The organism is Parageobacillus caldoxylosilyticus NBRC 107762, from assembly GCF_000632715.1.
GTDB lineage: Bacteria > Bacillota > Bacilli > Bacillales > Anoxybacillaceae > Saccharococcus > Saccharococcus caldoxylosilyticus.
Genome location: NZ_BAWO01000005.1, coordinates 55294 through 78660 on the forward strand (window position 1 = coordinate 55294; position 23367 = coordinate 78660).

Consider the following 23367-nt stretch of genomic DNA (forward strand, 5'->3'; position numbering starts at 1 on the left):
GGTTTTCCACTATCCTTTAATGTCAATTGTTTTTCCTTTATATGGATGAATATTGCCGCCATGTCGCTTGCGGCCGATATTCGCGCTTGTGCGCTTTTCGGTTACTTGCTTACGCGTGCGGGCATCTTGTTTTTTTGCCGCTTCTGCAAGCTGCGATTGCACGATTTGTGAATGCTGGTGCAGCACATTTTGCATATTCCCGGCGCCATATGTCTTCGGGAAAGCGATTTGCAGCTCCGCTAGCTTCATATCCAATGCCATCTACCTTCCTTTCCGTCTTAAAGCGCCGCTTCTAAAATTTTGCGCAACTTAAAAATCGCTTTAGAATGAAGTTGGGAAATTCTTGAGGTAGAAAGCCCTAAAATTTCGCCGATTTCTGTAAATGTCAATTCTTCTTTATAAAATAAACTAATCACAAGCTGCTCTTTTTCGCTTAGCTGTTCAATTACTTCCGCTAATTTTTCGTACAGCTCCTGTTTGATCACTTCTTCTTCCGGAGATGGCGTTTTTTCATCGCGAACGGCTAAAGGCGCCGTTTCTTCTTCCTCCTCTGTCACAACTTGTTGGAAAGATAACACGTTGGCGAAAAAGTTCTCGTTGGCTACCGTATACACTTCCTCTTCTGTCATCCCTAATTCAGCGGCGACTTCCTTTGCTGTCACGGAGCGCATATACCGCTGTTCCAGCCTTTCGATCGTTTCCTCAATTTTTTTCGCCTTTTCTCTTATGCTGCGCGGGAGCCAATCTTCCTTGCGCAGCCCGTCCAAAATGGCACCACGGATGCGAAAAGACGCATATGTATCAAATTTTAAGTCGCGCGAAGGATCAAATTTTTCCAGTGCATCATAAAGACCAATCAGCCCGAGGCTGACTAATTCCTGTTTGTGAATATTTTTCGGCAGCGACACCGCAATTCGCTGCACATGATAATGAACGAGCGGCATATATAGCTGTACGAGCTTATCTCCGGCTTGCGGATCGCGGTGCTCTACCCAGCTATCCCAATATTTCCGTTCTTCGTCCGCTAACACATGTGCCATATTGTTCCACCCCGTTTATTTGAAAATGCCGCTGTTTCCTTTGTTATATTTCCTTGACTCCTTGATTAACCGTGCGAATCGATAAAACGCCCGTCTGCGGGTTAAACTCAATCGTTCTGCCGCTGCTGCCACCGACGTCTTCGGCAACGATCGGGATACGAAAACGCTTTAACTGCCATTTTACCGCTTCGACATTTCTCGCCCCAATCCGCATCATGTCGCTGCTTTGCGAAGGGAAGGAAAACATTTGCGCCCCGCCGGCTATTTTTGCCTTTAACATTCCTTTTCTTCCCCCTGCCTCGAGAACAAGCTCGATGAGCGCCGCCACCGCTGTATCAGCATATTTGGCCGCATTGACCGTTTCCGATCTTGCCATCGCGGAATCGGGAAGCATCACATGGGCCATTCCAGCCACCTCTTTCATCAGATCAAAAATCACGACACCGACACACGACCCTAATCCAGTCGTACGAATGACATTTGGTGCACGCACAACATTCATATCAGCAATGCCAACTTTTATGATATGGATCGTTTCACTCATGGAAGCTCCACACCCAACGCCCGAAAGATAGAGGCAAACGAATCTGGATCAGGGAGCAAAAAGAAGTGGCCATTGACACTGTCTTCTGGACGCCGTTCATCATATACTGCAGTATCAATCAAAATGGCATAATCGCCGGCGCGGGACAATTCGAGCAGCCCATACTGCAAAATAGCGCCAATCATATCGACGGTAAGCATCGGGACGGACGGATAAAGCACTAAATGAGTAAAGTCGGCCAAAGCGGAAAGATAGGAACCGGCAAGGATGTTTCCTAGTTCTTGCAATGCGGATTGTCCTAGTTCAGTCGAATGTTCACGAAACGAAAACGTTTCATCACCGGTCATCTGCCGGATAAAACGCTCCGCCTGCTCGAGTGACAAGACGAAAAACATATTTCCCGGCGCATCACCTTCAATGCGCAAATACACACATGCTACGACTTGCTCGGCCCCGCCGATCAGCTCCATCATTTCATCAAATGCAGCAATTTGCACATGCGGAACCGCCATTTCAATTTTTTTGTTTAATAGCTTGGACAGCGCCGTCGCCGCATTTCCCGCCCCGATATTGCCGATTTCTTTTAAAATATCAATATGGGTGCCGGTAAGTTTGCGAATATGATCCATAAAGCAGCAGCTCCTCTCCAGTAATGCGAAAAATCAACGGGAAACCGACTTATTTTTCCAGTACTTTTTCTAAATTTAACAAAATTAATAGCCTTTTTCCGGATCTGGCAACCCCGTGAATATAATCGGCTGCCACCGTTCCAATCGCTTCCGGCGGCGGCTCCATGCTTGATGACGGGATGTCGAGCACATCATTGGCCGCATCGACGATCAATCCGACCTCGAAATCTTTGATGGAGACGATAATAATGCGCGTTTGTTCAGAGTACGGCACGGAAGGAAAGCCAAACCGCTCCCGCAAGTCAATAATCGGCGTAACGACACCGCGTAAATTGATTACTCCTTTGACATAATGCGCCGTGCGCGGCACGCGGGTAATATGCTGAATTTTTTCAATAGAGCGGACATATTGAACTGGGATGGCATATTCTTCATCTTTTAACTGGAAAGCAATTACTTTCCATTCGACTCCTTGAATCGCCGTCATTTTACGTTTCCCCTTCCAATCAAACAAATTATTTAATTAGCGCATTGCAGTCGATAATAAGCGCTACTTGGCCGTCACCTAATATCGTTGCACCGGAAATCGCAAAGACGGATGTTAAATAGTTTCCTAATGATTTTAATACGACTTCCTGCTGCCCGATAAACGAATCGACAACAAGTCCTGCCATTTTTCCCCCCTTGCGAACGATCACCACGGAAACCACTTCCTCTTCCGCCGCTGCCGCTGGCACTTCAAAAATGTCTTTCAAAAATACAAGCGGAACTACTTTTCCACGGAAATCAATCACCTGCTGATTATGCACATGTAAAATATCTTCTTTTTTAATAATGGCTGTTTCAATAATCGATGATAAGGGAATCGCGTATTTTTCCTGCTGAATCTCTACAAGCAATACAGAAATAATCGATAACGTCAATGGCAATTGAATGGAAAAAATCGACCCTTTCCCTTCTTCCGAATCTACCGTCACCGTTCCGCCAAGCGATTCAATCGTGCTTTTGACAACATCAAGCCCCACCCCGCGCCCAGAAATATCGGAAATATGATCGGCGGTGGAAAAGCCTGGCGCAAAAATTAGTTCATATACTTGCTTGTCCGTTAAATTAGCAATGTTTTGCTGGGAGACGATTCCACGATCGAGCGCTTTTTGCAGCACTTTTTCCCGCTTAATGCCGGCTCCGTCATCTTCAATTTCAATAAACACATGATTGCCGCTATGGTATGCTTTTAACTTCACGGTTCCTTCTTCCGGCTTGCCGCTTGCCCGGCGTACATCAGGCGTTTCAATGCCGTGGTCGATCGCATTGCGGAGAAGATGGACGAGCGGGTCGCCGATTTCATCAATGACAGTACGGTCGAGCTCAGTTTCCGCGCCGATGATTTCCAAGTTTACTTTTTTCCCTAATTCGCGCGCCAATTGCCGGACCATGCGTGGAAAACGGTTAAACACGGTTTCTACCGGAACCATGCGCATGTTTAAAATAATCGTTTGCAAATCACTAGAAATACGCGACATCCGTTCCACCGTTTCATTCAATTCCGGATGATTCAATTCACGGGCAATTTGTTCTAACCGCCCACGGTCAATGACGAGCTCCTCAAACAAATTCATTAAAATATCGAGTCGTTCAATATTGACGCGAATCGTTTTATTCGGCGGCGCCGATTGTCTTGCCGCCACATTTTTCTCCGTCGTTTTCCCCTTTTCCTCTTGAACGGCCGCCGCTTGCTGCCTAAGCGCGGTTTCATGTTCTTCTCCCGCACCGTCCGTTTCCTTCCGTCTATCGATATCGAGCGGTACAACTTCTACCTCTTCTACTTCAGAAACTTTCATCAGTCGCTCATATAATTGTTCCGCTGATTGCTTTGTCACTACCGTTAGCAAAAACTCTTGATCAAATTGCTCCTCTTCAAGCATCTCGACAGGGGGAGTTGATTTAATCACTTCGCCCGCCTCGTTTAATGCTTCAAAAATCATATAGACACGCGCCGATTTTAACAAGCAGTCTGCCCGCAATTTCACGCGGATTTCATAGGCGGAAAAGCCTTGCTCTTTGGACTGCTGCAGCACATTATACTCAAATTCCCCGTATGTTTGCCTAAGCGGTACCGAAAAAGTATTGGACGGTCGCTCCGCCGAGGAGGGGACTTCTCCTTGTTCAATCCGCTTTAACTGCTCCACCACTTCTTTTACGTCGCGTTTGCCGTCGCCGCCTGCAGCAATCGCCATAATCATCGCTTCTAAGTGATCGACTGCTTGAAATACAACATCCAATATTTCCGGGGTAACGGCAATTTTATGATTGCGAATGCCATCCAGCACATTTTCCATTTGATGGGTTAAATTGGCTAAATCATCAAACCCCATCGTCGCTGACATTCCTTTTAACGTATGGGCGGAACGAAAAATTTCATTGACGATTGCCATATCTTCCGGCGCTTTCTCTAATTCTAGCAGCTGTTCATTGATGGCCTGTAAATGCTCTTTGCTTTCGTCAATGAATATCTCTAAATATTGGCTCATATCCATTTTCTTTTCCCCCTTACCCTTCCACATATTTGATAATGGCTCCGGCAATTTCTTCTAAAGGTACAATGTCATCGACAACGTTCGCCTGAATCGCTGCTTTCGGCATTCCAAACACCACTGCCGTCTCCTGCGCTTCGGCGATCACTTTCGTGGCGGCGTTTTCTTTCAGCTTTTTTAATCCCGCTGTTCCGTCCGATCCCATCCCCGTCATAATGACAGCTATTTTTTCGTAATCCGTTACGGTACTGAGCGATTCAAACAGCACATCGACGGAAGGACGGTGACCGTTTCGCGGCGGCGACTGTTCGAGGCGGGCCGTCAGCATCCCTTTTGCTTCATGAACTAATAAATGATAGCCTCCAGGCGCAATATATGCCGTACCATTTTGCAACGTTTCCCCATCCTCTGCCTCTTTCACCGTTATAGACGAAAGCGCATCAAGCCGTTGCGCTAACGATTTGGTAAAGCCTTTCGGCATGTGCTGGACGATGACGATGGGCGCAGGGAAATTTTCCGGAAATTTAGTCAGTACAAGCTGCAATGCGCGCGGCCCCCCTGTGGATGTGCCGATGCCGATCACTTTTTTGCGCTGAGGCGCCTGATGCGAAAATGGCTTTATCCAATGATTGACGGCAATTTTGCCAGATTTGCTGTTTCTGGAAATGATCCGGACATTGGCACGGCTCGCCAGCAGCACTTTACTAGTCAGCTCTTCCTTTACTTTATATAAATCGAGCGAAATGGAGCCAGATGGTTTCGCGACAAAATCAACGGCACCATATTGCATAGCGGTGATCGTATTTTCCGCCCCTTCCGTCGTCGTGCTCGATACCATGACAACCGGAAGCGGATGTTCCTGCATGATCTGCTTGAGCGCCTCCAGTCCGTTCATGATCGGCATTTCCACATCCATCGTCACGACGTCGGGATGTGATTGTAAAATCTTTTCTAACGCTTCCTTCCCGTTTCTCGCCGTTCCTACCACTTCGATGTGCGGGTTTTCCGAAAGAAAGTCGACAATCATTTTCCGCATAAAAGCCGAATCATCGACGACAAGCACTTTCACTTGATCCATGGGTGGCCTCACCTTTCTAGTAAAAAGTGACGCAGTCTGGCAAAAAAATGAAATGGCTCCCTCTCTTTCTCTTGCGCCACTGCGCCGGCCGATAAATAACGGTCCGCTAGCGTATGCATAGCACGGCTTACTTTAGCAGTGGGATCAAACAGCAAAAACGGTGTTTGCCGTACTACCGCTTTCGCAACGGTGCGGTCTTCCGGCAGCATGCCCAGCGGAATCACCTCTTTGTCCAAAAATTGTTTCGCTACCCGTTTCAGACGCTCTAACGTCTCACGTCCTTCTTTGTCCGTCCGCACGCGGTTCGCAATGACGTACAGCGGAATCTCCTTTTCCTGCGTATACATATATTTCATCATCGCATACGCATCAGTGATGGCTGTCGGCTCCGGCGTGGTGACAATAAAAATGTCATGGACAGCCTTTAATAGATAGAGTCGATCTTCGGAAATGCCAGCTCCCATATCGAAAATAAGATAGTCATATTGCGCTGATACCGATTGCAGCTCTGTTAGAAAATAGTCGACTTTTTCCTCGTCCATCGTAAAAATGTTGGTCAATCCCGTTCCGCCGGCAATAAACGATATGTTGTCCGGACCTGTTTTAATCAGTTCTTGCAACGGAAGCTGCTTCGCAAACAAGTCAACAATCGTTAACGGTGACGATTGCCCAAGCAAAATATCAATATTTCCCATTCCAATATCCATATCCAGCAATAATACCCGAAAACCGCGCCGCGACAACATGATAGAAAAATTGAGAGAGACGTTGGATTTGCCAACCCCGCCTTTTCCGCTCGTAATAGCGATCGTTTTCGTGATTCGTTTTTGCCCGTTTTGCCTGCCTAAACGCAACCGCAAGTTTTCTGCCTGATCTTTCATCTTCCTTCGACCCCAAACAGCATGTTTATCAGTTGTTCCGGCGACGCCTCGCTAATGTCGTCCGGTACATTTTGTCCGTTAGTAAAGTAAGCCGCTCCTACGTTATATTCCATCATTAAATTAAACATCGCCCCATACGAAGTAGTTTCGTCTAATTTCGTAAAGATAAAGCGATCGATCGGAACAAGGGAAAACTGTTCATAGATTGTTTTCATATCTTCGTATTTTGCCGTGAGGGCAAATACGAGAAACGTCTCCATTTCTTCGTCAAAATCGATGATGTGTCGCAACTCTTTGACATATTGCGGATTGCGGAAATTCCGCCCTGTCGTATCAATAAAGACGATATCGCGGTCGGACAATTTTTTCTTCGCCTCTTGAAAATCTTGCAAATTATAACAGACTTCCAGCGGTACGTTTAAAATTTGCGCGTACGTTTTTAATTGTTCGATAGCCGCAATCCGATAAGTATCGGTCGTAATAAACGCGATGTTTTTCCTTTGCTCCAATACGCAGCGGGCTGCGATTTTCGCCAGCGTCGTCGTTTTGCCTACGCCGGTCGGTCCGACGACATTAATATATTTTTTTCGCAGCGAAATGCCCCCAAACGGAACGGATGCCAATTTTTCTTTCATTATTTCTTTAGCCCAGGCAATCACCTGTTTTTCCGGCGCTTTTCCGCCGTCTACGTACCATTTTTCCAATAAGGCAGCTACAATGTCCTGGACTAATGAAGCGGAAATGCCTTGGCTTTCAAGCCGGCATTGCACTTTGCTAAGCGGGGCTGGATAAGAAGGAATGCCGGTCATGGCATTGGCGGAAAGCTGCTTTATCAGCGCCTTCAGCTCTTGTAATTCATAAAGCAGCTTTCCATCTTCTCTCCCTTTTTTTTCATTCAGAAACGAGGAGGAAAATGAAACTTCTTCTTTTTTCCCCACCGCTTTCGAACGGATCGGCTGCGGGTCAACAGCGGCGATCACTTCGATATTTTTTTTCGTAAACAGCCCAAAAAGCCCGCCTTTATGAACGACTTTGGAATTTAAAATCACCGCATCGCTTCCAAGTTCGGCACGAATCATTTTCATTGCTTCCGACATCGACGGCGCAACAAATTTTTTTACTTTCATTCGATCTCCACCATCCCAACGCTTTGGACTTCCACATTTGTCTCCAGCTCATTGTAGGATAAAACAGGCAAGTTTGGAAAATAGCGTTCCGTCAATTGCCGCACATACATGCGAACGGCTGGAGAACATAACAAAATTGGTGTTTGGTTTGCAAATACATGCTTCTCAAGCTGTGCGGCAATTGCTTCGATAATCGATTGAGACAGCGTCGGATCCAGAGACAAGTAACTGCCATGTTCCGTCTGCTGCACCGCCTCCGCCACCGTTTTTTCCACTTTTCCGGATAAGGTAATGACTTTTAATGGCTCGCCTGGAATCGCATACTGGCTTGTAATTTGCCGTGCCAGCGCCTGCCGCACGTATTCCGCTAATATATCGGTATCCGTCGTCATGCGGGCAAAGTCGGCCAACGTCTCAAAAATGAGCGGCAAGTTGCGGATTGATACTTTTTCTTTCAGCAGTTTGGCCAGCACTTTTTGCACTTCCCCGACGGAAAGAGGATTCGGTGTCACTTCTTCCACCAATACCGGATACGATTCTTTTAAATGGTCGATAAGCTGTTTCGTTTCTTGGCGTCCTAGCAATTCATGCGCATGAGTTTTCAACACTTCCGTAATATGGGTAGATACAACCGACGGCGGATCGACGACCGTATAACCCAGCATTTCCGCTCTCTCTTTCATCTGCTCGGAAATCCATTTCGCAGGAAGGCCAAATGCCGGTTCCACCGTGTCGATCCCCTCTACCGAATCATCTTCGATTCCCGGACTCATCGCTAAATAATGATCCAAGAGCAATTCGCCGCGCGCTACTTCATCCCCTTTGATTTTCAGCCGGTACTCATTCGGCTGCAGCTGAATATTGTCGCGGATGCGGACAACCGGAATCACCAGCCCGAGCTCGAGCGCCAGCTGGCGGCGGATCATAACGATGCGGTCGAGCAAATCGCCGCCTTGGTTGGCGTCAGCAAGCGGAATGAGCGCATAGCCAAACTCAAACTCAATCGGATCGACATGAAGCAGGTTAATGACGCTTTCCGGGCTTTTTAATTCATCCATTTCCGCTTCTTCTGCTTCATCTTGCATAGCGGCTGTTTCCGGATGGGTCTCCCGCACGGAAAAACGGTATCCGCCAAGCGCAAGCAAGCCCGCGATCGGAATCGTCAGCACATCGCTAATCGGCGTAAACAGGCCGAGCAAGAAAATCGTTCCTGCTGTGACATATAACATTTTTGGAAAGGCAAACAGCTGTTTCATAATGTCGCCGCCAAGGTTGCTGTCAGATGCCGCTCTTGTCACAACAATACCGGTAGCGGTCGAAATTAACAGCGCCGGAATTTGGCTGACGATTCCATCGCCAACCGTTAATAATGTGTAGCGCTGTGCCGCTTCGGAAATGTCAAGCCCCTGCTGGACAACGCCGATGACCATACCAAAAAGCAAGTTAATCACAACAATAATCAATCCGGCGATCGCATCGCCTTTAACGAATTTGCTCGCTCCATCCATCGCCCCGTAGAAGTCCGCTTCCCGTGCCACTTTTTCCCGGCGTTGCCGCGCCTCTTGTTCGGAAATCATTCCGGCGTTTAAATCGGCATCAATGCTCATCTGTTTTCCCGGCATCGCATCAAGCGTAAAGCGGGCCGCCACTTCTGATACCCGTTCCGCTCCTTTCGTAATAACGACAAACTGGATGATAATTAAAATCAAAAATACGACAAAGCCGACGACAACATTCCCCCCGACAACAAATGTCCCAAATGTTTCCACAACACCGCCCGCTTCCCCTTTGCTTAAAATCGAACGGGTGGTGGAAACGTTCAGTCCTAAACGAAATAGCGTGAGCAGCAGCAAAAGCGAAGGAAAAATGGAAAATTGCAGCGGCTCTTTCATATTCATCGACGTAAGGAGAACTAACAGCGCAAGCGAAATATTGATGATGATCAATACGCTTAAAAGCCAGGACGGCAGCGGAATAATTAGCATTGCTACAATTAAGACGACCATCAATAATACGGATAAATCTTTTGCTTGCATACATGTTCTCTCCTTACTGCTAAACTTTTCGCTTCAAGCGGTACACGTATGCTAAAATTTCCGCTACCGCTTTGAAAAATTCTTCCGGAATCATGTCGCCAATTTCCGTTTGCCGATACAGCGCTTGGGCAAGCGGACGATTTTCTACGGTCACGACATCATGCTCTTTTGCTAGTTGTTTGATTTTTAGCGCCACATAATCCGCCCCTTTCGCTACGACCATCGGCGCATCCATTTTTCCGTCTTCATACTTCAGCGCGACGGCGTAATGGGTCGGGTTGGTGATGACTACATCGGCTTTCGGCACTTCCTGCATCATTCTTTTCATCGCCATTTCCCGCTGTTTTTGCTTCATTTTTGATTTAATTAGCGGGTCTCCTTCTGTCTTTTTGTATTCATCTTTAATATCCTGCTTGGACATGCGAATATTTTTCTCAAAGTCAAAACGTTGGTACAAGTAATCGAAAATAGCAAGAAACAACAGCGCCACAGAGGCATAAAGCCCCATTTTTACCGTTAAACTAGCTAACGAGCTTAATGTCGCGCTTAACGATTTCGTTGTCAACGACAAAATATGATCGAGCTGAAGCCATAACAAAGCAAATGTCACCATTCCAACAATGCCAATTTTTAGAAGCGATTTTAACAGTTCTACTACTGCACGCAATGAGATAATCCGCTTCAGCCCTTGGATCGGATTAAGCCTGTTCCAGTCCATTTTTAAAGGCTCCGTCGTAAATAAAAACCCTACTTGCAAAAAATTAGCTAAACAGGCGGCGGCAACCGCTGCACAAAAAACAGGTGCGATGATCAATGCCGTGTTTTTTAACCAGTTGATAAAAAGAAGATGAACCGAATCGATCGTTAAATCAGCACGGGCGTATTGCTCAAATGATTGGGACAACAAATGCAGCATTTTTTCTTTATAGTACGTTCCGGAAAAGAATAAAACGAGAAATACAACAAGCATGACCATCGCGGTATTGATGTCGGCGCTTTTCGCCACTTGCCCTTTTTCCCGCACTTCCTGCCGTTTCCGCGGTGTCGCTTTTTCCGTTTTTTCCTCGGCAAAAAACTGCAAATCAAGGCGCAATCCGTTCATTTATGTGCCTCCTAAAAGCCGCATCAGCTCGCGCATCGATACAAACATCACATCGAACAAATGGCGGACGGCGATAAACAACGCCGCCATTGTTGCGATGAATAAAATCAATGCCACAACGATTTTTACCGGAAACCCGACGACGAAAATATTCAGTTGCGGCACGGTGCGGGCAACGATGCCGAGCGCCACATCGACTAAAAATAAACAGCCGACGAGCGGAACAGACATTTGAAAAGCGATGGCAAACATCATGCCAAACGATTTAACGATGTATGGAACGACATGGCTGTCAGCAAACCGCGGCCACTGGTCAAGCGGAATAAATTGATAACTGTAAAAGATGCCATCGAGCAGAAGATGATGTCCGTTGACGGAAAGCAATAACAGTAAGGCAAACGTATACAAATATTGCCCCATTAGCGGACTTTGCGCTCCTGTCTGCGGGTCGATGACATTGGCAATCGCAAATCCCATTTGAAAATCAATCAATCCGCCGACAATCTGAACCACCGCCATAATCATATAAGCAAACAAGCCAATCCCGAGACCAACGAGCACTTCTTTTAGCACTAACAATACATACATTTCGTCTATAGCAACCGTTGGCTGCGAAATGGCAAAAAATATGATCCAGCTAAGGAAAAAAGATAATCCAATTTTATGTACGTTCGGAATCGTTCGATACGAAAACAGCGGCAAGGTAGCAAAAAAGGAAGCAACGCGCACAAACACCAGCAAAAACGCCGGAAAATGCAACAGTAATGGTTCCATCGCGCATCAGCCTATAAATTGTGTTAAATTGTTTAAAATATCATGGGCGTAAGACACCATTTTTGACAGCATCCACGGCCCGAAAAAAACAAGCCCAACAAGGACAGCGACAATTTTCGGAACAAACGCCAACGTCTGCTCCTGAATTTGCGTCGTTGCCTGAAAAATGCTGATGATCAGCCCAACCGCCAATGATAATAAAAGCAGCGGCCCGCAGACAATTAAAATCATGTACACTCCTTGTTCGGCAATCCGAATCACAAAATCGGCACTCATCATTGCCACCTACTTTACTGAAAGCTTTCTAGCAGTGATTTCACAACTAAATACCAGCCATCAACAAGCACAAACAATAAAATTTTAAACGGCAACGATATCATGACAGGAGGGAGCATCATCATTCCCATCGACATCAAGACGCTAGCGACTATCATATCGATGACAAGAAATGGTATAAAAATCATAAATCCCATTTGAAATCCCGTTTTCAATTCGCTGATCGCAAATGCTGGAACAAGCGTCGTCAGCGGAATATCTTGCACCGTTTTCGGCTTTTTGGCGCCGCTATACGATAAAAACAGCGCCAAATCCTTTTGCCGGGTATGCTTGCTCATAAACTCCTTAATCGGCACAGACGCTCGTTCGTACGCCTGTTCCAAATTAATCTTTTCAGAGAATAACGGCTGCAGTGCTTGATCATTGATTTCTTTAAACGTCGGCGCCATGATAAAAAACGTCAAAAACAGCGCTAAGCCAACGAGCACTTGATTAGGCGGCATTTGCTGCGTTCCGAGCGATGTGCGGACGAACGACAACACGATCACAATGCGTATAAAACATGTCATCATGATTAAAATGCCAGGAGCAATAGACAATACGGTTAACAGCAGCAGCAGCTTAACCGATATGGATACATGTTCAGGAGCAACCTCATTAAACATGCTCATTAATTCATTCATCCAATGTCGATCCCTTCTGTTTCATCTGCTCCAACAATTGTTTTCGTTTCACGGATAGCTCCTGCATTTCTTTTAGCAGCATGTTGCGAAACCGATCATTAGCCCCGTTTGACTGCTTCCGTTTATCCGCTAAATAATCGCGCAGCCGTGCTCCCCATTTGCCCGGTTCGAGCATGTGCTCGAGCCGCTCGTTATGCAGCGCTAAAATTTCTTTCATTTCGTCCTCTTCAGCAATCTCGCACAACAGCTGAATCGATTCGCCGACGCCAATGACAAGAATGCGGTTTCCGACCTTGATTAGCTGGACAGAGCGGTTCGCGCCGACGCTTGTCCCGCCAAGATGCTCAATCACTCCCTTTTTTCCAGGAAGCAGCTGGCCGCGGCGGTAAAGAAATTTTAGCAGCCCGTAAATTAAGGCAATCACCAGCAGCGTCGCTCCGATTAAGCGGACAATGTCCCAAACGGAAAAAGGCGATGGCTGTGCTTGTTCAGCCGGCGCCGCTTTGCTTTTCGGCGAATTTGCCGGTTGGTCGCATAAGCTAGGACGCTGCAGGCATTCTTTTACCGTCGGCGACTGCTGCGCGAAAGCAGGAAAACCTGTTTGCGCAGCGGCCGCGATGATAAGGCATAGACATAATAAAATGACCCGTGACGGAAACAAATGTATTCCACCTCTTACATCAGCCGAGTGTTTTGTTGATTGCTTCGATGACGCGGTCGGCTTGGAACGGCTTGACGACAAAATCTTTCGCCCCCGCTTGAATCGCGTCAATAACCATTGCCTGCTGCCCCATTGCCGAACACATAATCACTTTGGCGTTGCTGTCAATTTTTTTAATCTCTCGTAAGGCGGTAATGCCATCCATCTCTGGCATCGTAATATCCATCGTGACGATATCCGGACGGGTTTCCTTGTATTTTTCAATCGCCTGCCGTCCATCCGCCGCTTCCGCTACTACTTCGTGCCCATTTTTCGTTAAAATGTCTTTAATCATCATTCTCATAAATGCTGCGTCATCTACCACTAATATTCTGGCCATTTCCTATAAACCTCCTAAACGACTATTTTAATCTTTTTAAACGATCGCCTGGGCTAATGATATCGGTCACGCGAACACCAAAATTTTCGTCAATCACGACCACTTCTCCTTTAGCGATTAACTTATTATTGACCAATATATCGACAGGTTCCCCAGCCAGTTTATCCAATTCAATAATCGATCCGGCCGATAAATGCAAAATTTCCTGGACGGAGCGCTTCGTCCGCCCTAATTCGACCGTTACTTGCAACGGAACATCGAGAAGCAGCGATAAATTTTTCACCTCTGCTTCCGCTGGCGGGGAAGGTTCAAATTCGGCAAAATCGGCCGTTTGAATGTTCCGCACCGTTGTTTTCCCGCTTCCGGCAAAACGGCTGGAATGCGATGCAATGGACCGTTCCGCATCATGATGGGAATAAGAAGCCGCTGCGCCGTCAGCATAATGGACCGAAGGGACTGGCTGCGTGCGGCCTGTCTCTTCCGTTTCCCATTGCGGTGCTTTTTCTTCCCCCGCGTTATCCTTTTGTCCTGCATATAAGACGCCCTCGGAAGGCTCTTTTTCATGGCCGTCAGGCTGAAGGAGCTGTTGTACAATCTCTTTTGCGAAATCGACAGGCAATAGCTGCATAATGTTCGAATCTACTAAGCTGCCAATTTTCAAGCGAAACGAAACTTTAATCAATATCTCTTCATCCGGTAAATACTCAAGCCCTTCCCCTTCCTTTATGTCCAGCAAATGAATGGTCGGGGGAGAAATATCGACTCGTTTTCCAAAAACGGTCGACATCGATGTCGCTGCCGAACCCATCATTTGGTTCATCGCTTCCTGCACCGCGCTTAACTGGATTTCTCCTAAAGAGCCGCTTGTGCTTTTCCCGTCCCCGCCTAGCATCAAATCGGCAATGATCGCCGCATCATCCTGTTTGATAACCAGCAGGTTCGTCCCCAAAAACCCCTCCGTATAATTCACTTGAATCGCTACATACGGCATTGGAAATTCATCGGCTACATTTTTCCGTTCAATAATGGAGACGCTTGGCGTCGTAATTTCCACCTTTTGATTTAACAGCATCGACAGCGCTGTCGCCGAGCTTCCAAACGAAATGTTGCCAATTTCCCCGAGCGCATCTTGTTCTAATGGGGACAATATGTCCGCTAATGCTGGAAGGCTGTCGGTTTCGCCTACTCCGCGCAGCAGCGCATCGATTTCATCTTGCGATAGCATACCATCATTCATCATCGTCATTTTCGTCCCCCTTAACCGTACCTAAAATTTGAACCGCCAGCTTTTTATTTCTCTTCCCCGGCTGTCCAATAAATTTTGGAATATCACCGACTTTCACTAAAAGCGGCTGGTGAATCGACTGCGCAAGCTCAATGACATCGCCGACTTCGAGCTGCAAAAATTCTTCAATCGTAATCGCTGCCGTGCCAAGCTCGGCAATAATCGGCAGCTTCGCCAAACGAATCCGCTCCTCAAGCGCTTTTTCTTCCTCCGGAGAACTTTCTTTTTTTTGCGTTTGCATCCAATAATGAACCGATAATCTTGGCATAATCGGCTCGAGCACGACGTGCGGTATGCAAATATTCATCATCCCGCTCGCTTCGCCGATTTGTGTGTTTAACGAAATAACGACCACCGTATCATTCGGCGATATCATTTGCAAAAACTGCGGGTTTACTTCGAAATCGGCTAAAACGGGATTGATGTCGGCCACCGATTCCCAGGCATCGCGCAAATTGGCAAACGCTTTATCAAACAGATTGGACATGATCCGCGTTTCAATTTCCGTCAAGTTATCTACTTTATTCATGCTTGTTCCTCTGCCGCCCATCACGCGGTCAAGCATGGCATACGCGATATTTGGATTTACTTCCATCAAGATATGCCCGTTCAGCGGCGGAACTTCAAAAACGTTGATGATCGTCATTTTTGGAATGGAGCGGATAAACTCCTCATACGGAATTTGATCGGCAGATGCCACTGATATTTGCACATACGTGCGCAACTGGGCGGAGAAAAACGTTGTTAATAATCTAGCAAAATTTTCGTGAATGCGCGTCAAACTGCGAATTTGGTCTTTCGAAAAACGAAGCGCCCGCTTAAAATCATAGACTTTGACACGTCTGCCTTCTTCTTCTTTTTTTAATTCTTCCGCGCTCATTTCTCCAGTGGACAACGCCGCTAAAAGCGCGTCTATTTCGCTTTGCGACAATACTTCCCCATTCGTCATTATGATCGTTCCCCCCTTGCGGTACAGGCTATTGGAGGATAAAGGAGGTAATATATACTTGCTCTACTTTTCCTTCTTGCATGACTTGGTTAATTTGCTGTTTTAACCGCTCCTCTAACGCGATCATTCCTTTTTTTCCTTTAAAGTTTTCCGCCTTCATTTCGGCAAGTTCTTCGATAATGATGTTTTTAATTTGAAAATCGCGTTTTTCTGCTTCTTCCTTGCCATCTTTGCTGTCGGTTTGAATTTTAAAGGAAACTTTTACATAGCTTCCGTCTGCCAGATTGGTTGTAATGTCCGGAATATCGAATGAACTTTCGACAATTTCATCCACACTTGGCGCTCCTGTTTCTTTTTGACCGGTCAGTTTCATCACCGCGATTAGCGCTACTGTACCGATGAGAGCAATCACCACAAGGATAGTGACCATCGTTTTGACTAATTTATTGCTTTTCACTGTCGGATCCTCCTAAATCTCGCGGTAAACGAAACACCGCGGCTTGCCGATAAAAATCGCTGACTAAATCAACAACCTCCTGTACGGATTCGCGGACAACAAATCTTTTTCCATTCGTTAGTGTAACTGTCGTATCCGGAAATGCCTCGACTTGTTCAATATAAAGCGCATTTAGCACAAACTTTTTGCCATTGAGCCTAGTCAGTGTAATCATGTATGTATTAGGGTACTAGATGGCGGCTAGTACCCTCCCCCCTTCGCTATTTCTTCAAGTTGACAAGCTCCTGCAAAATTTCATCCGATGTCGTAATAATGCGGGCATTGGCCTGAAAGCCGCGCTGGGCGACAATCATTTCCGTGAATTCTTCAGAAAGGTCGACGTTGGACATCTCTAAAGCACCGGAAACAATCTCGCCGGTTCCGCCCGTTCCAGGTTCATGCAGTATAAATTTTCCTTGTGGATCCAAAATACTGCCGGAGTTGGATGTTTCTCTAAATAAGTTTCCCCCGACTTTTTCTAAACCGTCGTTATTGGCAAACTTCGCAAGGAGAATTTTTCCTGCTATTTGCAACTTTCCATCTTCGTCAATATAATTCACAGTCCCATCTGCACCAATGCTGACGCTTTGCGCATCTGTCGGAATCGTGATTGTACTTACTTTATCTTCGAATTGGTTTGTTTGCTGATTGTAATATTGGCCAATGAGATATAAGCCATCGCTATTGACAATTCTTCCTTCTTGATCTAGATAAAAATTCCCCGCCCTTGTAAACACAGGATTGGTAATCGTTTGCTGTGTTTCTTCCCCAAGAACAAAAAATCCGTCTCCGGAAATCGCTAAATCAAGAACGCGGCCCGTCGTTTGCAAGCTTCCTTGTGTATGGACCGTATCAATCGCCGCCAGCTGCGCGCCCAAGCCGACTTGACGCGGGTTCGCTCCGCCCCGTTCCTGGCTCGGTCCGCTTGCTCCGGCAATCGTTTGGCTGATTAAGTCTTTAAAAATCGTTCTTCCCTTTTTAAATCCATATGTATTGACATTTGCAATGTTGTTGCCAATGACATCTAATTTCGTTTGGAAATTTCTCATGGCACCAATTCCGGAATACATCGAACGAAGCATCGCAATCCTCTCCCTTTCATTTATTTAGATTCTACTTTCACGACAAGGCTTGCTTCGACTGTTGCGCCATTATCCAACTCTAGAAAAATTTGATTATCTTTTTGCGACACCGATTTCACGATCCCGCTTTTCGTGTTTCCATCTTCTTGCCAATATACGTTTTTGCCAATCCATTCACTGTAGCGAAGCAGCGCTTGATTATTTTGCGTCTGCATAAACCGTTCGAACATGCTTGAAATATTGATCATTTGTTCTAGCGACGAAAACGTCGCCATTTGCGCAATAAAGTCTTTATCTTCCATCGGGTTTAGCGGGTCTTGGTTTTGCAATTGGGCAAGCAATATTTTTAAAAAATCATCTTTTCCTAATATTTGATTTCCCGTCTTTCGTTCGGGAGGCTTATAGCTATCTAGCAGCAAGCTGGCATCAATGCCATTTGTCTCCATCTTTCTCCCCTCCTATGCTTCCGCATCCAACATTTCCACGGTGAAATGGGAAAGCGGCTGTCTTTTCAGTTTCTCTTCTTTTCGCTGCTGTTGTTGTTTTTGTCCTTGTTCCTGCCCTCCTTGATAAAATCTAGGGGTATAGTGGTGTTCCGTCCATACGTTCCATTTCTCGACCGTTATATGCTGGGTGTCCAATATTTGATAGAGCTGCGGCAAATTGGCGTCCAGCAGCGCTTTGGCGGAATCGGTCGATACGATAAGCTTGGCGGTCAATGCTCCTTGTTCCCGCACCATCTTTACCGTCAATGTTCCTAAATGCTCCGGATGAAGGCGAATGACTAGCTGCGCATTTCCATTTTGAAAGCGGGTAAAGCGGCCTGACTGAAGCACATTCGCCAGTCGCTGGAGAAACGGTTCGCTTGCCTTTTGTTCCGGCAGTGTTTGCTCCACTGTAATTACCGGAATATTGTCCTGCGACGTTCCCATCGTTCCATTCGGCGGAAACAGCGGAAACAGCGGTGTAAAGTCCTGCCTTTCTACATTGCGCACAGCCGTTATTGAAGAAGAAATATCTCTATTGAAATGAGACGAAAAGGAAAATGGATGCTGGAACAGCGATCTTTCTAGTTTTCTGCCGTTATAGGAGGCTCCTTCCCCTTTCTTTTCCTGCGCCAAAAATTTTTTCAGCCATTCTTGCCAAACTGCTTGTCCATCTTTCGCTCCTGTGCTTTCTGACGTGATGCCGTTTTGCAATAATGGCTGGACCAAATCTTTTATCCGTTCATCTGCTGTCATGCTGCGGATTTGTTCCATTAGCTCGCTTTGATCCTTGCCGTTATTGATTTGCCGAATGAGTGACGCAATCATTTCTTTATTTCTGATAAGATGATGGGCATCGCCAGGAAAAGACAGCGAAGGGGTCGCTTTCTCGTCTCCTGTCATGCCGTTAAGCAGAAAAAGAAGATATGCCGCCCATTCTTCCATCCCGCTTTGGCGGACTGCACCTTTTTCACCTTCAGCCGATGGAGAACGTTTTTCTGACAGAGCTGCATTTTCCACTTTATCTTTTGCATCCGCTTTGACTGTGGCAAGCAGCTGCTGAAACAGGCTCCATTCCCCTTTTTTTTCCGCCAGTTTTGCAGCGGATTTTTCCGCTGATCCTGTCATGGATTGTCCTAATGGTGGAAGGTTTGCTGCAATTTTCACCGGGCCGCCCCCTCTGCTAGTTGATTTTCTTCCGCGCGTCTTGCCAGCATAGACGTATATTTGGCTGCCTGATCAAGCGGCATTTTTTCTAAAATTGCCGCCGCTTTGTCGCTGTCTAATGCTGACAAAATCGTGAGCACGTCGCTTTCCGACATCGTAGCCAAAATTGATGCAGCGTTTTTCTCTGACATGGTGCTATATATATTTACAACGTCTTCCATTGTGACCGTTTCGCCCTCGGCCGCTGCCTCTTCCGCAAATGGCTTTGCCTGTTGTTGCTGTAAATATTCCAGCTCTTGTTTCAATTGATCCACTTCTTGCTGTTTCGCCGACAATTTATTTTCCAGGCTGCGGATTCGTTTCTTTTGTTGGGCAATCATTTCGTTTTGCTTCTCAATCGTCGCTCCTAATTTCTTTTGCGTCTTTTGCACATCAATATATTGCGAGATGATCGGGATGTTGTTGCTGTATGTCTTTACCGCGTCCATCACATTTACACCGGCAATCGCCATGATGACAACCGCTAATGTGATCGCAAACAATGCTGGGATGACAACGATGAATAAAAACCATTGCAGTCTGCTCTCTTTCTCTATTTCCTGGTTTCTTTCCATCTTCTTAATCTCCCCGATATGTAAAGCGTTGAACAGAAATTTCGTCCATCCATTTGATTTCCGCCATCTTTTCCGCATGCTGAACGGCCTGTATATATTTTTCTTTCATTTTTTCGTACTTTTTTACTTCCATATTAAGCTCGGTCAGTTTTATTTGTTTGCGCTGCATTTGTTCTCTAGCCTGCATCACTAAAATTTGATAATGATGAATCGTTCGCTCTAGACTGGCAATATACTGTTGAAAATGGCGGATGTCTTGAACGGACAGCCCTAATTGCAGTTTTTGCTTATGTATTTCTTCGTGTTCCTCTTTTTGTTTCAGCAGCTCATATAATTTTTCCGCCGCTTCCTCAAAGCGCCGTACTGCTTCGTCGTATTCCCTCATCGCCAAATTTTTTTCGTTTTCTTTCATCGCCAGCACTTTTTGCAGCTTAAACGCATATCCCATGTTCTTCACCCTGTTTGCACGAGATGAAGCAGCATTTGAATGCTTTCATCCCTCGTCATTTTTTCATGCACATCTTGTTTGCAAAACGACATGATTTTCGGATAAAACCGAATCGCCTCATCAATTTCTTTTGAAGATCCGCGCTTGTACGCCCCTATATTGATTAAGTCCTCCGAATCTATATAAGTGGACAGGAGCTGGCGCAGTTTATTTGCCGCTTGCCGGTGCTCCGGAGTAACAATATGGTTCATCACGCGGCTTACGCTTTTTAATACGTTAATCGCCGGGTACTGCCCTTTATTGGCTAAGTTGCGCTCAAGGACGAAATGACCGTCTAAAATGCCGCGGACCGTATCGGCTATCGGTTCATTCATATCATCACCGTCGACAAGCACCGTATAAAAGGCGGTGATCGTGCCGTACGCGTTTGTCCCTGTGCGCTCCAACAGTTTTGGCAAAACCGCAAATACGGACGGCGTATAGCCTTTTGTTGTCGGCGGTTCGCCGATCGCCAGCCCGATTTCCCTCTGTGCCATCGCCACGCGCGTCACCGAATCCATCATAAACATGACGTCCATTCCTTGGTCGCGGAAATATTCGGCGATCGCGGTGGCGGTATACGCTCCTTTTACGCGCATCAGCGCAGGCTGATCAGAGGTGGCGACAACGACAATCGAGCGCGCCAATCCTTCCGGGCCAAGATCGCGTTCAAGAAATTCACGCACTTCACGCCCGCGTTCGCCAATTAACGCGATCACATTGATATCGGCGTTCGTATGGCGGGCGATCATTCCCATCAGCGTGCTTTTGCCGACGCCAGAACCGGCAAAAATGCCAACGCGCTGCCCTTTGCCGACGGCAAGCAAGCTATCAATGAGACGCACTCCAACTTCAATCGGTTCCGTGATCGGCGGCCTTGTGAGCGGATTGGGCGGATTGCGCTCGATGGAAATCGGCTGCAATCCTTGCGGCAATGGGCTGCCGTCAAGAGGAAGCCCAAGCGGGTCAAGCACTTGGCCAATTAACGAAGGGCCCACATATACCTGCAGCGGCTTTCCTGTTGCTTCTACCATACATCCCGGTGAAATATGCTGAATGGTCGAAAACGGCATGAGCAATACATGCTGCTCTTTAAACCCGACCACTTCGGCCGCGATCTTTTGTTTTTGTCTGCCACCGCCGACATGAATATAGCAGAGGTCGCCAACCGAACTTTCCGGTCCTTTTGCTTCAATCATTAAGCCAATGACGCGCGACACTTTACCAAACCGTTTATACGAATCAAGCTTGTCAATTTCATCAAGGAGAGCTTGCCAGTTCAATGGACATCCCCTCCTTTATCCGCTCGAACAGCTTCTCTTTTATTTGCGCAAGCTGTGTATCGACACTCGCATCGATGCGCCCGAACGGCGTTTCGACAAGACAGCCATGCTCTTGAAGCTCATCGTCTGGATGGATAAATAAATCGACTTCATGTGGAAATAACGATTTTAACTCTTCCTTTTGCCTTGCCACTATTTCATAAGAAAACGGATGGACGTAAATCGTCACTTCCGTTTGCTCGCGGACTTCTTTGAGCACCCGTTTTACAAGCGATAAAAAATAATTAGGATCTTTTTCTAACACCTCACCGATAATGCGCTCCGCCACTTTCATGCCAATGCGGAGAATCGTTTCTGCCGATGCGTTGATTTGCTCATAAAATTGCACATTCGCCAATTCGGTAATATGACGGGCTTTTGCGATCAGCTCGTCATAGTTCTGCAGCGCTTCTTGACAGCCTTTTTCGAATCCGGCGTGATATCCTTCCTTCCGCGCTAATTGAACAAGCTGCTCCTTTTCAATGCGCCACTCCTCTTTTTCTTTCAGCACTTGCTGACGCATTGCTTCATAATATTGCTCTGCTTCCTGCCTGATTTGCACTGCTTCCCGTTTCGCTTGCTCCATGACCGCTTCGTGGTCTTCTGGCGGTTTTGCCGTTTCATACGGTGGTTCATGGAAAACGTGCTTAATTTCAATCGTTTTTTTGCCCATTCGGTTTTGCAGTGACAGCGCCTTAATGACGTTAGACAATGATATCATCCCCTCCTCCGCGGGCAATGACAATCTCTCCTGCTTCTTCGAGGCGGCGGATTACAGCGACAATCCGCGACTGAGCTTCTTCGACATCTCGCAGACGGACAGGACCCATATACTGCATTTCCTCCTTAAACGTTTCGGCCATGCGCGTCGACATATTGCGGAACACAACTTCTTTTACTTCGTCACTCGCTACTTTCAGCGCCAACATTAAATCATTGTTGTCCACTTCGCGAATGACGCGCTGGATCGCGCGATTATCAAGAGTGACAATATCTTCGAAGACAAACATCCGCTTTTTAATTTCTTCGGCCAGTTCCGGATCTTGAATTTCCAGAGCATCGAGAATCGTACGCTCCGTGCTGCGGTCGACTTGATTCAATACTTCAACGACTGCTTCGATGCCGCCTGCCTGCGTATAGTCCTGCACTACGGTTGTCGATAGCCTTCGCTCTAAAATTTGCTCCACTTCGTTAATAATGTCCGGCGAGGTGCTATCCATTAAGGCGATGCGCCGCGCCACGTCAGCCTGCATTTCTTGCGGCAAGGCGGACAAAATCTGCCCGGCCTGTGTAGGTTCCAGATACGAAAGAATAAGTGCAATGGTTTGCGGGTGTTCGTCTTGAATAAAATTTAAAATTTGCATCGGGTCGGCTTTGCGCGCAAAATCGAACGGTCGCACCATCAAAGCGGATGTGAGCCGGTTGATGATGTTCATCGCTTTCTCCGGACCGAGCGCCTTTTCTAACACTTCTTTCGCATAAGCGATTCCACCTTGGGCAATATAATCCTGTGCCAGTGCAATTTGATGAAACTCCTCTAGCACTTCTTCTTTCTCATCCGCTGTTACTTGACGAACATTAGAGATTTCTAACGTCAGCTTCTCAATTTCTTCTTCCGATAAATGTTTATAAACGGAGGCGGAAACATCGGGGCCAAGGGAAATGAGCAGAATCGCTGCCTTTTGTCTGCCCGTCAGCCCCCCCTTTTTGTCACGCTTTGCCATCTGCCGTTCCTC

28 protein-coding genes are annotated in these 23367 nt (G+C 46.6%); all 28 read right to left on the reverse strand.

Annotated features, from left to right (window positions below):
* Positions 1-9: 9 nt before the first annotated feature.
* Genes GCA01S_RS02745 through fliG form a run of 28 tightly spaced genes read right to left on the reverse strand, consistent with a single transcriptional unit; the run spans position 10 to position 23355 of the window.
* Positions 10-255, reverse strand: coding sequence for a hypothetical protein (locus GCA01S_RS02745; protein ID WP_026078620.1), 246 nt, complete (start codon positions 253-255; stop codon positions 10-12).
* Between the two features lie 23 nt (positions 256-278).
* Positions 279-1040 carry a FliA/WhiG family RNA polymerase sigma factor gene (locus GCA01S_RS02750; protein WP_017437062.1) on the reverse strand — a complete coding sequence of 254 codons (762 nt, stop codon included), beginning with the start codon at positions 1038-1040 and terminating at the stop codon, positions 279-281.
* A 43-nt stretch (positions 1041-1083) separates the two neighbouring features.
* On the reverse strand, positions 1084-1584 hold the full coding sequence (locus GCA01S_RS02755) for a chemotaxis protein CheD (protein ID WP_017437063.1): 501 nt from the start codon (positions 1582-1584) through the stop codon (positions 1084-1086).
* Positions 1581-2213 (reverse strand): chemotaxis protein CheC, encoded by a 633-nt coding sequence (locus GCA01S_RS02760; protein WP_042407092.1) that lies wholly within the window; start codon positions 2211-2213, stop codon positions 1581-1583. Before GCA01S_RS02760 ends, GCA01S_RS02755 begins: the two co-directional genes overlap by 4 nt.
* A 49-nt stretch (positions 2214-2262) precedes the next feature.
* On the reverse strand, positions 2263-2700 hold the full coding sequence (locus GCA01S_RS02765) for a chemotaxis protein CheW (RefSeq protein WP_017437065.1): 438 nt from the start codon (positions 2698-2700) through the stop codon (positions 2263-2265).
* Between the two features lie 28 nt (positions 2701-2728).
* Positions 2729-4750 (reverse strand): chemotaxis protein CheA, encoded by a 2022-nt coding sequence (locus tag GCA01S_RS02770; RefSeq protein ID WP_017437066.1) that lies wholly within the window; start codon positions 4748-4750, stop codon positions 2729-2731.
* A gap of 13 nt (positions 4751-4763) precedes the next feature.
* Positions 4764-5825, reverse strand: a complete 1062-nt coding sequence (locus GCA01S_RS02775) for a protein-glutamate methylesterase/protein-glutamine glutaminase (protein WP_017437067.1) — start codon at positions 5823-5825, stop codon at positions 4764-4766.
* A gap of 8 nt (positions 5826-5833) precedes the next feature.
* A complete protein-coding gene (locus GCA01S_RS02780; RefSeq protein ID WP_017437068.1) occupies positions 5834-6706 on the reverse strand; it encodes a MinD/ParA family protein in 873 nt (290 codons plus the stop codon).
* Positions 6703-7833 carry a flagellar biosynthesis protein FlhF gene (gene flhF, locus GCA01S_RS02785; RefSeq protein ID WP_017437069.1) on the reverse strand — a complete coding sequence of 377 codons (1131 nt, stop codon included), beginning with the start codon at positions 7831-7833 and terminating at the stop codon, positions 6703-6705. Before flhF ends, GCA01S_RS02780 begins: the two co-directional genes overlap by 4 nt.
* Positions 7830-9869 carry a flagellar biosynthesis protein FlhA gene (flhA, locus tag GCA01S_RS02790; RefSeq protein ID WP_017437070.1) on the reverse strand — a complete coding sequence of 680 codons (2040 nt, stop codon included), beginning with the start codon at positions 9867-9869 and terminating at the stop codon, positions 7830-7832. The genes flhF and flhA overlap by 4 nt, the downstream gene beginning before the upstream one ends.
* A 19-nt stretch (positions 9870-9888) precedes the next feature.
* The gene (flhB, locus tag GCA01S_RS20025; protein WP_017437071.1) at positions 9889-10971 is read right to left on the reverse strand and encodes a flagellar biosynthesis protein FlhB; all 1083 of its coding nucleotides are present in this window, start codon (positions 10969-10971) and stop codon (positions 9889-9891) included.
* Positions 10972-11745 (reverse strand): flagellar biosynthetic protein FliR, encoded by a 774-nt coding sequence (gene fliR, locus GCA01S_RS20030; protein ID WP_042407094.1) that lies wholly within the window; start codon positions 11743-11745, stop codon positions 10972-10974.
* Between the two features lie 6 nt (positions 11746-11751).
* Positions 11752-12021, reverse strand: a complete 270-nt coding sequence (fliQ, locus tag GCA01S_RS02805; RefSeq protein ID WP_017437073.1) for a flagellar biosynthesis protein FliQ — start codon at positions 12019-12021, stop codon at positions 11752-11754.
* 14 nt (positions 12022-12035) lie between these two features.
* Positions 12036-12704, reverse strand: coding sequence for a flagellar type III secretion system pore protein FliP (gene fliP, locus GCA01S_RS02810; protein ID WP_017437074.1), 669 nt, complete (start codon positions 12702-12704; stop codon positions 12036-12038).
* Entirely contained in the window at positions 12697-13365 is a 669-nt protein-coding gene (gene fliZ, locus GCA01S_RS02815; RefSeq protein WP_017437075.1) for a flagella biosynthesis regulatory protein FliZ, read from the reverse strand. The genes fliP and fliZ overlap by 8 nt, the downstream gene beginning before the upstream one ends.
* Positions 13366-13384: 19 nt before the next feature.
* Positions 13385-13744 carry a response regulator gene (locus tag GCA01S_RS02820; RefSeq protein WP_017437076.1) on the reverse strand — a complete coding sequence of 120 codons (360 nt, stop codon included), beginning with the start codon at positions 13742-13744 and terminating at the stop codon, positions 13385-13387.
* Between the two features lie 22 nt (positions 13745-13766).
* Entirely contained in the window at positions 13767-14984 is a 1218-nt protein-coding gene (fliY, locus tag GCA01S_RS02825) for a flagellar motor switch phosphatase FliY (RefSeq protein ID WP_026078622.1), read from the reverse strand.
* Complete coding sequence (gene fliM / locus GCA01S_RS02830) at positions 14974-15978, reverse strand: flagellar motor switch protein FliM (RefSeq protein WP_017437078.1); 1005 nt, start codon at positions 15976-15978, stop codon at positions 14974-14976. The genes fliY and fliM overlap by 11 nt, the downstream gene beginning before the upstream one ends.
* A gap of 28 nt (positions 15979-16006) precedes the next feature.
* Positions 16007-16435, reverse strand: a complete 429-nt coding sequence (fliL, locus tag GCA01S_RS02835) for a flagellar basal body-associated protein FliL (protein WP_017437079.1) — start codon at positions 16433-16435, stop codon at positions 16007-16009.
* Positions 16422-16649, reverse strand: a complete 228-nt coding sequence (locus tag GCA01S_RS02840) for a flagellar FlbD family protein (protein ID WP_017437080.1) — start codon at positions 16647-16649, stop codon at positions 16422-16424. Before GCA01S_RS02840 ends, fliL begins: the two co-directional genes overlap by 14 nt.
* A gap of 46 nt (positions 16650-16695) precedes the next feature.
* Positions 16696-17556 (reverse strand): flagellar basal body rod protein FlgG, encoded by an 861-nt coding sequence (gene flgG, locus GCA01S_RS02845; RefSeq protein WP_042407097.1) that lies wholly within the window; start codon positions 17554-17556, stop codon positions 16696-16698.
* Positions 17557-17576: 20 nt separating this feature from the next.
* A complete protein-coding gene (gene flgD / locus GCA01S_RS02850) occupies positions 17577-18002 on the reverse strand; it encodes a flagellar hook assembly protein FlgD (RefSeq protein WP_017437082.1) in 426 nt (141 codons plus the stop codon).
* Between the two features lie 12 nt (positions 18003-18014).
* Positions 18015-19208, reverse strand: coding sequence for a flagellar hook-length control protein FliK (locus GCA01S_RS02855; protein ID WP_052510011.1), 1194 nt, complete (start codon positions 19206-19208; stop codon positions 18015-18017).
* A complete protein-coding gene (locus tag GCA01S_RS02860) occupies positions 19205-19822 on the reverse strand; it encodes a MotE family protein (protein ID WP_042407100.1) in 618 nt (205 codons plus the stop codon). Before GCA01S_RS02860 ends, GCA01S_RS02855 begins: the two co-directional genes overlap by 4 nt.
* A 4-nt stretch (positions 19823-19826) precedes the next feature.
* Positions 19827-20270, reverse strand: a complete 444-nt coding sequence (gene fliJ / locus GCA01S_RS02865; RefSeq protein WP_017437085.1) for a flagellar export protein FliJ — start codon at positions 20268-20270, stop codon at positions 19827-19829.
* Positions 20271-20275: 5 nt separating this feature from the next.
* Positions 20276-21592: a flagellar protein export ATPase FliI gene (fliI, locus tag GCA01S_RS02870; RefSeq protein WP_042407102.1), complete on the reverse strand. Its 1317-nt coding sequence runs from the start codon at positions 21590-21592 to the stop codon at positions 20276-20278.
* Positions 21570-22352 (reverse strand): flagellar assembly protein FliH, encoded by a 783-nt coding sequence (gene fliH, locus GCA01S_RS02875; RefSeq protein WP_026078624.1) that lies wholly within the window; start codon positions 22350-22352, stop codon positions 21570-21572. The genes fliI and fliH overlap by 23 nt, the downstream gene beginning before the upstream one ends.
* A complete protein-coding gene (fliG, locus tag GCA01S_RS02880; RefSeq protein WP_042407105.1) occupies positions 22336-23355 on the reverse strand; it encodes a flagellar motor switch protein FliG in 1020 nt (339 codons plus the stop codon). The genes fliH and fliG overlap by 17 nt, the downstream gene beginning before the upstream one ends.
* Positions 23356-23367 lie beyond the last annotated feature (12 nt).

Bases quoted from the DNA above. Each gene is read 5' to 3' on its own strand.
- GCA01S_RS02750 (WP_017437062.1), bottom strand. From the start codon at position 1,040: ATGGCACATGTGTTAGCGGACGAAGAACGGAAATATTGGGATAGCTGG.
- GCA01S_RS02755 (WP_017437063.1), bottom strand. From the start codon at position 1,584: ATGAGTGAAACGATCCATATCATAAAAGTTGGCATTGCTGATATGAAT.
- GCA01S_RS02760 (WP_042407092.1), bottom strand. From the start codon at position 2,213: ATGGATCATATTCGCAAACTTACCGGCACCCATATTGATATTTTAAAA.
- GCA01S_RS02765 (WP_017437065.1), bottom strand. From the start codon at position 2,700: ATGACGGCGATTCAAGGAGTCGAATGGAAAGTAATTGCTTTCCAGTTA.
- GCA01S_RS02770 (WP_017437066.1), bottom strand. From the start codon at position 4,750: ATGGATATGAGCCAATATTTAGAGATATTCATTGACGAAAGCAAAGAG.
- GCA01S_RS02775 (WP_017437067.1), bottom strand. From the start codon at position 5,825: ATGGATCAAGTGAAAGTGCTTGTCGTCGATGATTCGGCTTTTATGCGG.
- GCA01S_RS02780 (WP_017437068.1), bottom strand. From the start codon at position 6,706: ATGAAAGATCAGGCAGAAAACTTGCGGTTGCGTTTAGGCAGGCAAAAC.
- flhF (WP_017437069.1), bottom strand. From the start codon at position 7,833: ATGAAAGTAAAAAAATTTGTTGCGCCGTCGATGTCGGAAGCAATGAAA.
- flhA (WP_017437070.1), bottom strand. From the start codon at position 9,869: ATGCAAGCAAAAGATTTATCCGTATTATTGATGGTCGTCTTAATTGTA.
- flhB (WP_017437071.1), bottom strand. From the start codon at position 10,971: ATGAACGGATTGCGCCTTGATTTGCAGTTTTTTGCCGAGGAAAAAACG.
- fliR (WP_042407094.1), bottom strand. From the start codon at position 11,745: ATGGAACCATTACTGTTGCATTTTCCGGCGTTTTTGCTGGTGTTTGTG.
- fliQ (WP_017437073.1), bottom strand. From the start codon at position 12,021: ATGAGTGCCGATTTTGTGATTCGGATTGCCGAACAAGGAGTGTACATG.
- fliP (WP_017437074.1), bottom strand. From the start codon at position 12,704: ATGAATGAATTAATGAGCATGTTTAATGAGGTTGCTCCTGAACATGTA.
- GCA01S_RS02820 (WP_017437076.1), bottom strand. From the start codon at position 13,744: ATGGCCAGAATATTAGTGGTAGATGACGCAGCATTTATGAGAATGATG.
- fliY (WP_026078622.1), bottom strand. From the start codon at position 14,984: ATGATGAATGATGGTATGCTATCGCAAGATGAAATCGATGCGCTGCTG.
- fliM (WP_017437078.1), bottom strand. From the start codon at position 15,978: ATGACGAATGGGGAAGTATTGTCGCAAAGCGAAATAGACGCGCTTTTA.
- GCA01S_RS02840 (WP_017437080.1), bottom strand. From the start codon at position 16,649: ATGATTACACTGACTAGGCTCAATGGCAAAAAGTTTGTGCTAAATGCG.
- flgG (WP_042407097.1), bottom strand. From the start codon at position 17,556: ATGCTTCGTTCGATGTATTCCGGAATTGGTGCCATGAGAAATTTCCAA.
- flgD (WP_017437082.1), bottom strand. From the start codon at position 18,002: ATGGAGACAAATGGCATTGATGCCAGCTTGCTGCTAGATAGCTATAAG.
- GCA01S_RS02860 (WP_042407100.1), bottom strand. From the start codon at position 19,822: ATGGAAAGAAACCAGGAAATAGAGAAAGAGAGCAGACTGCAATGGTTT.
- fliJ (WP_017437085.1), bottom strand. From the start codon at position 20,270: ATGGGATATGCGTTTAAGCTGCAAAAAGTGCTGGCGATGAAAGAAAAC.
- fliH (WP_026078624.1), bottom strand. From the start codon at position 22,352: ATGATATCATTGTCTAACGTCATTAAGGCGCTGTCACTGCAAAACCGA.
- fliG (WP_042407105.1), bottom strand. From the start codon at position 23,355: ATGGCAAAGCGTGACAAAAAGGGGGGGCTGACGGGCAGACAAAAGGCA.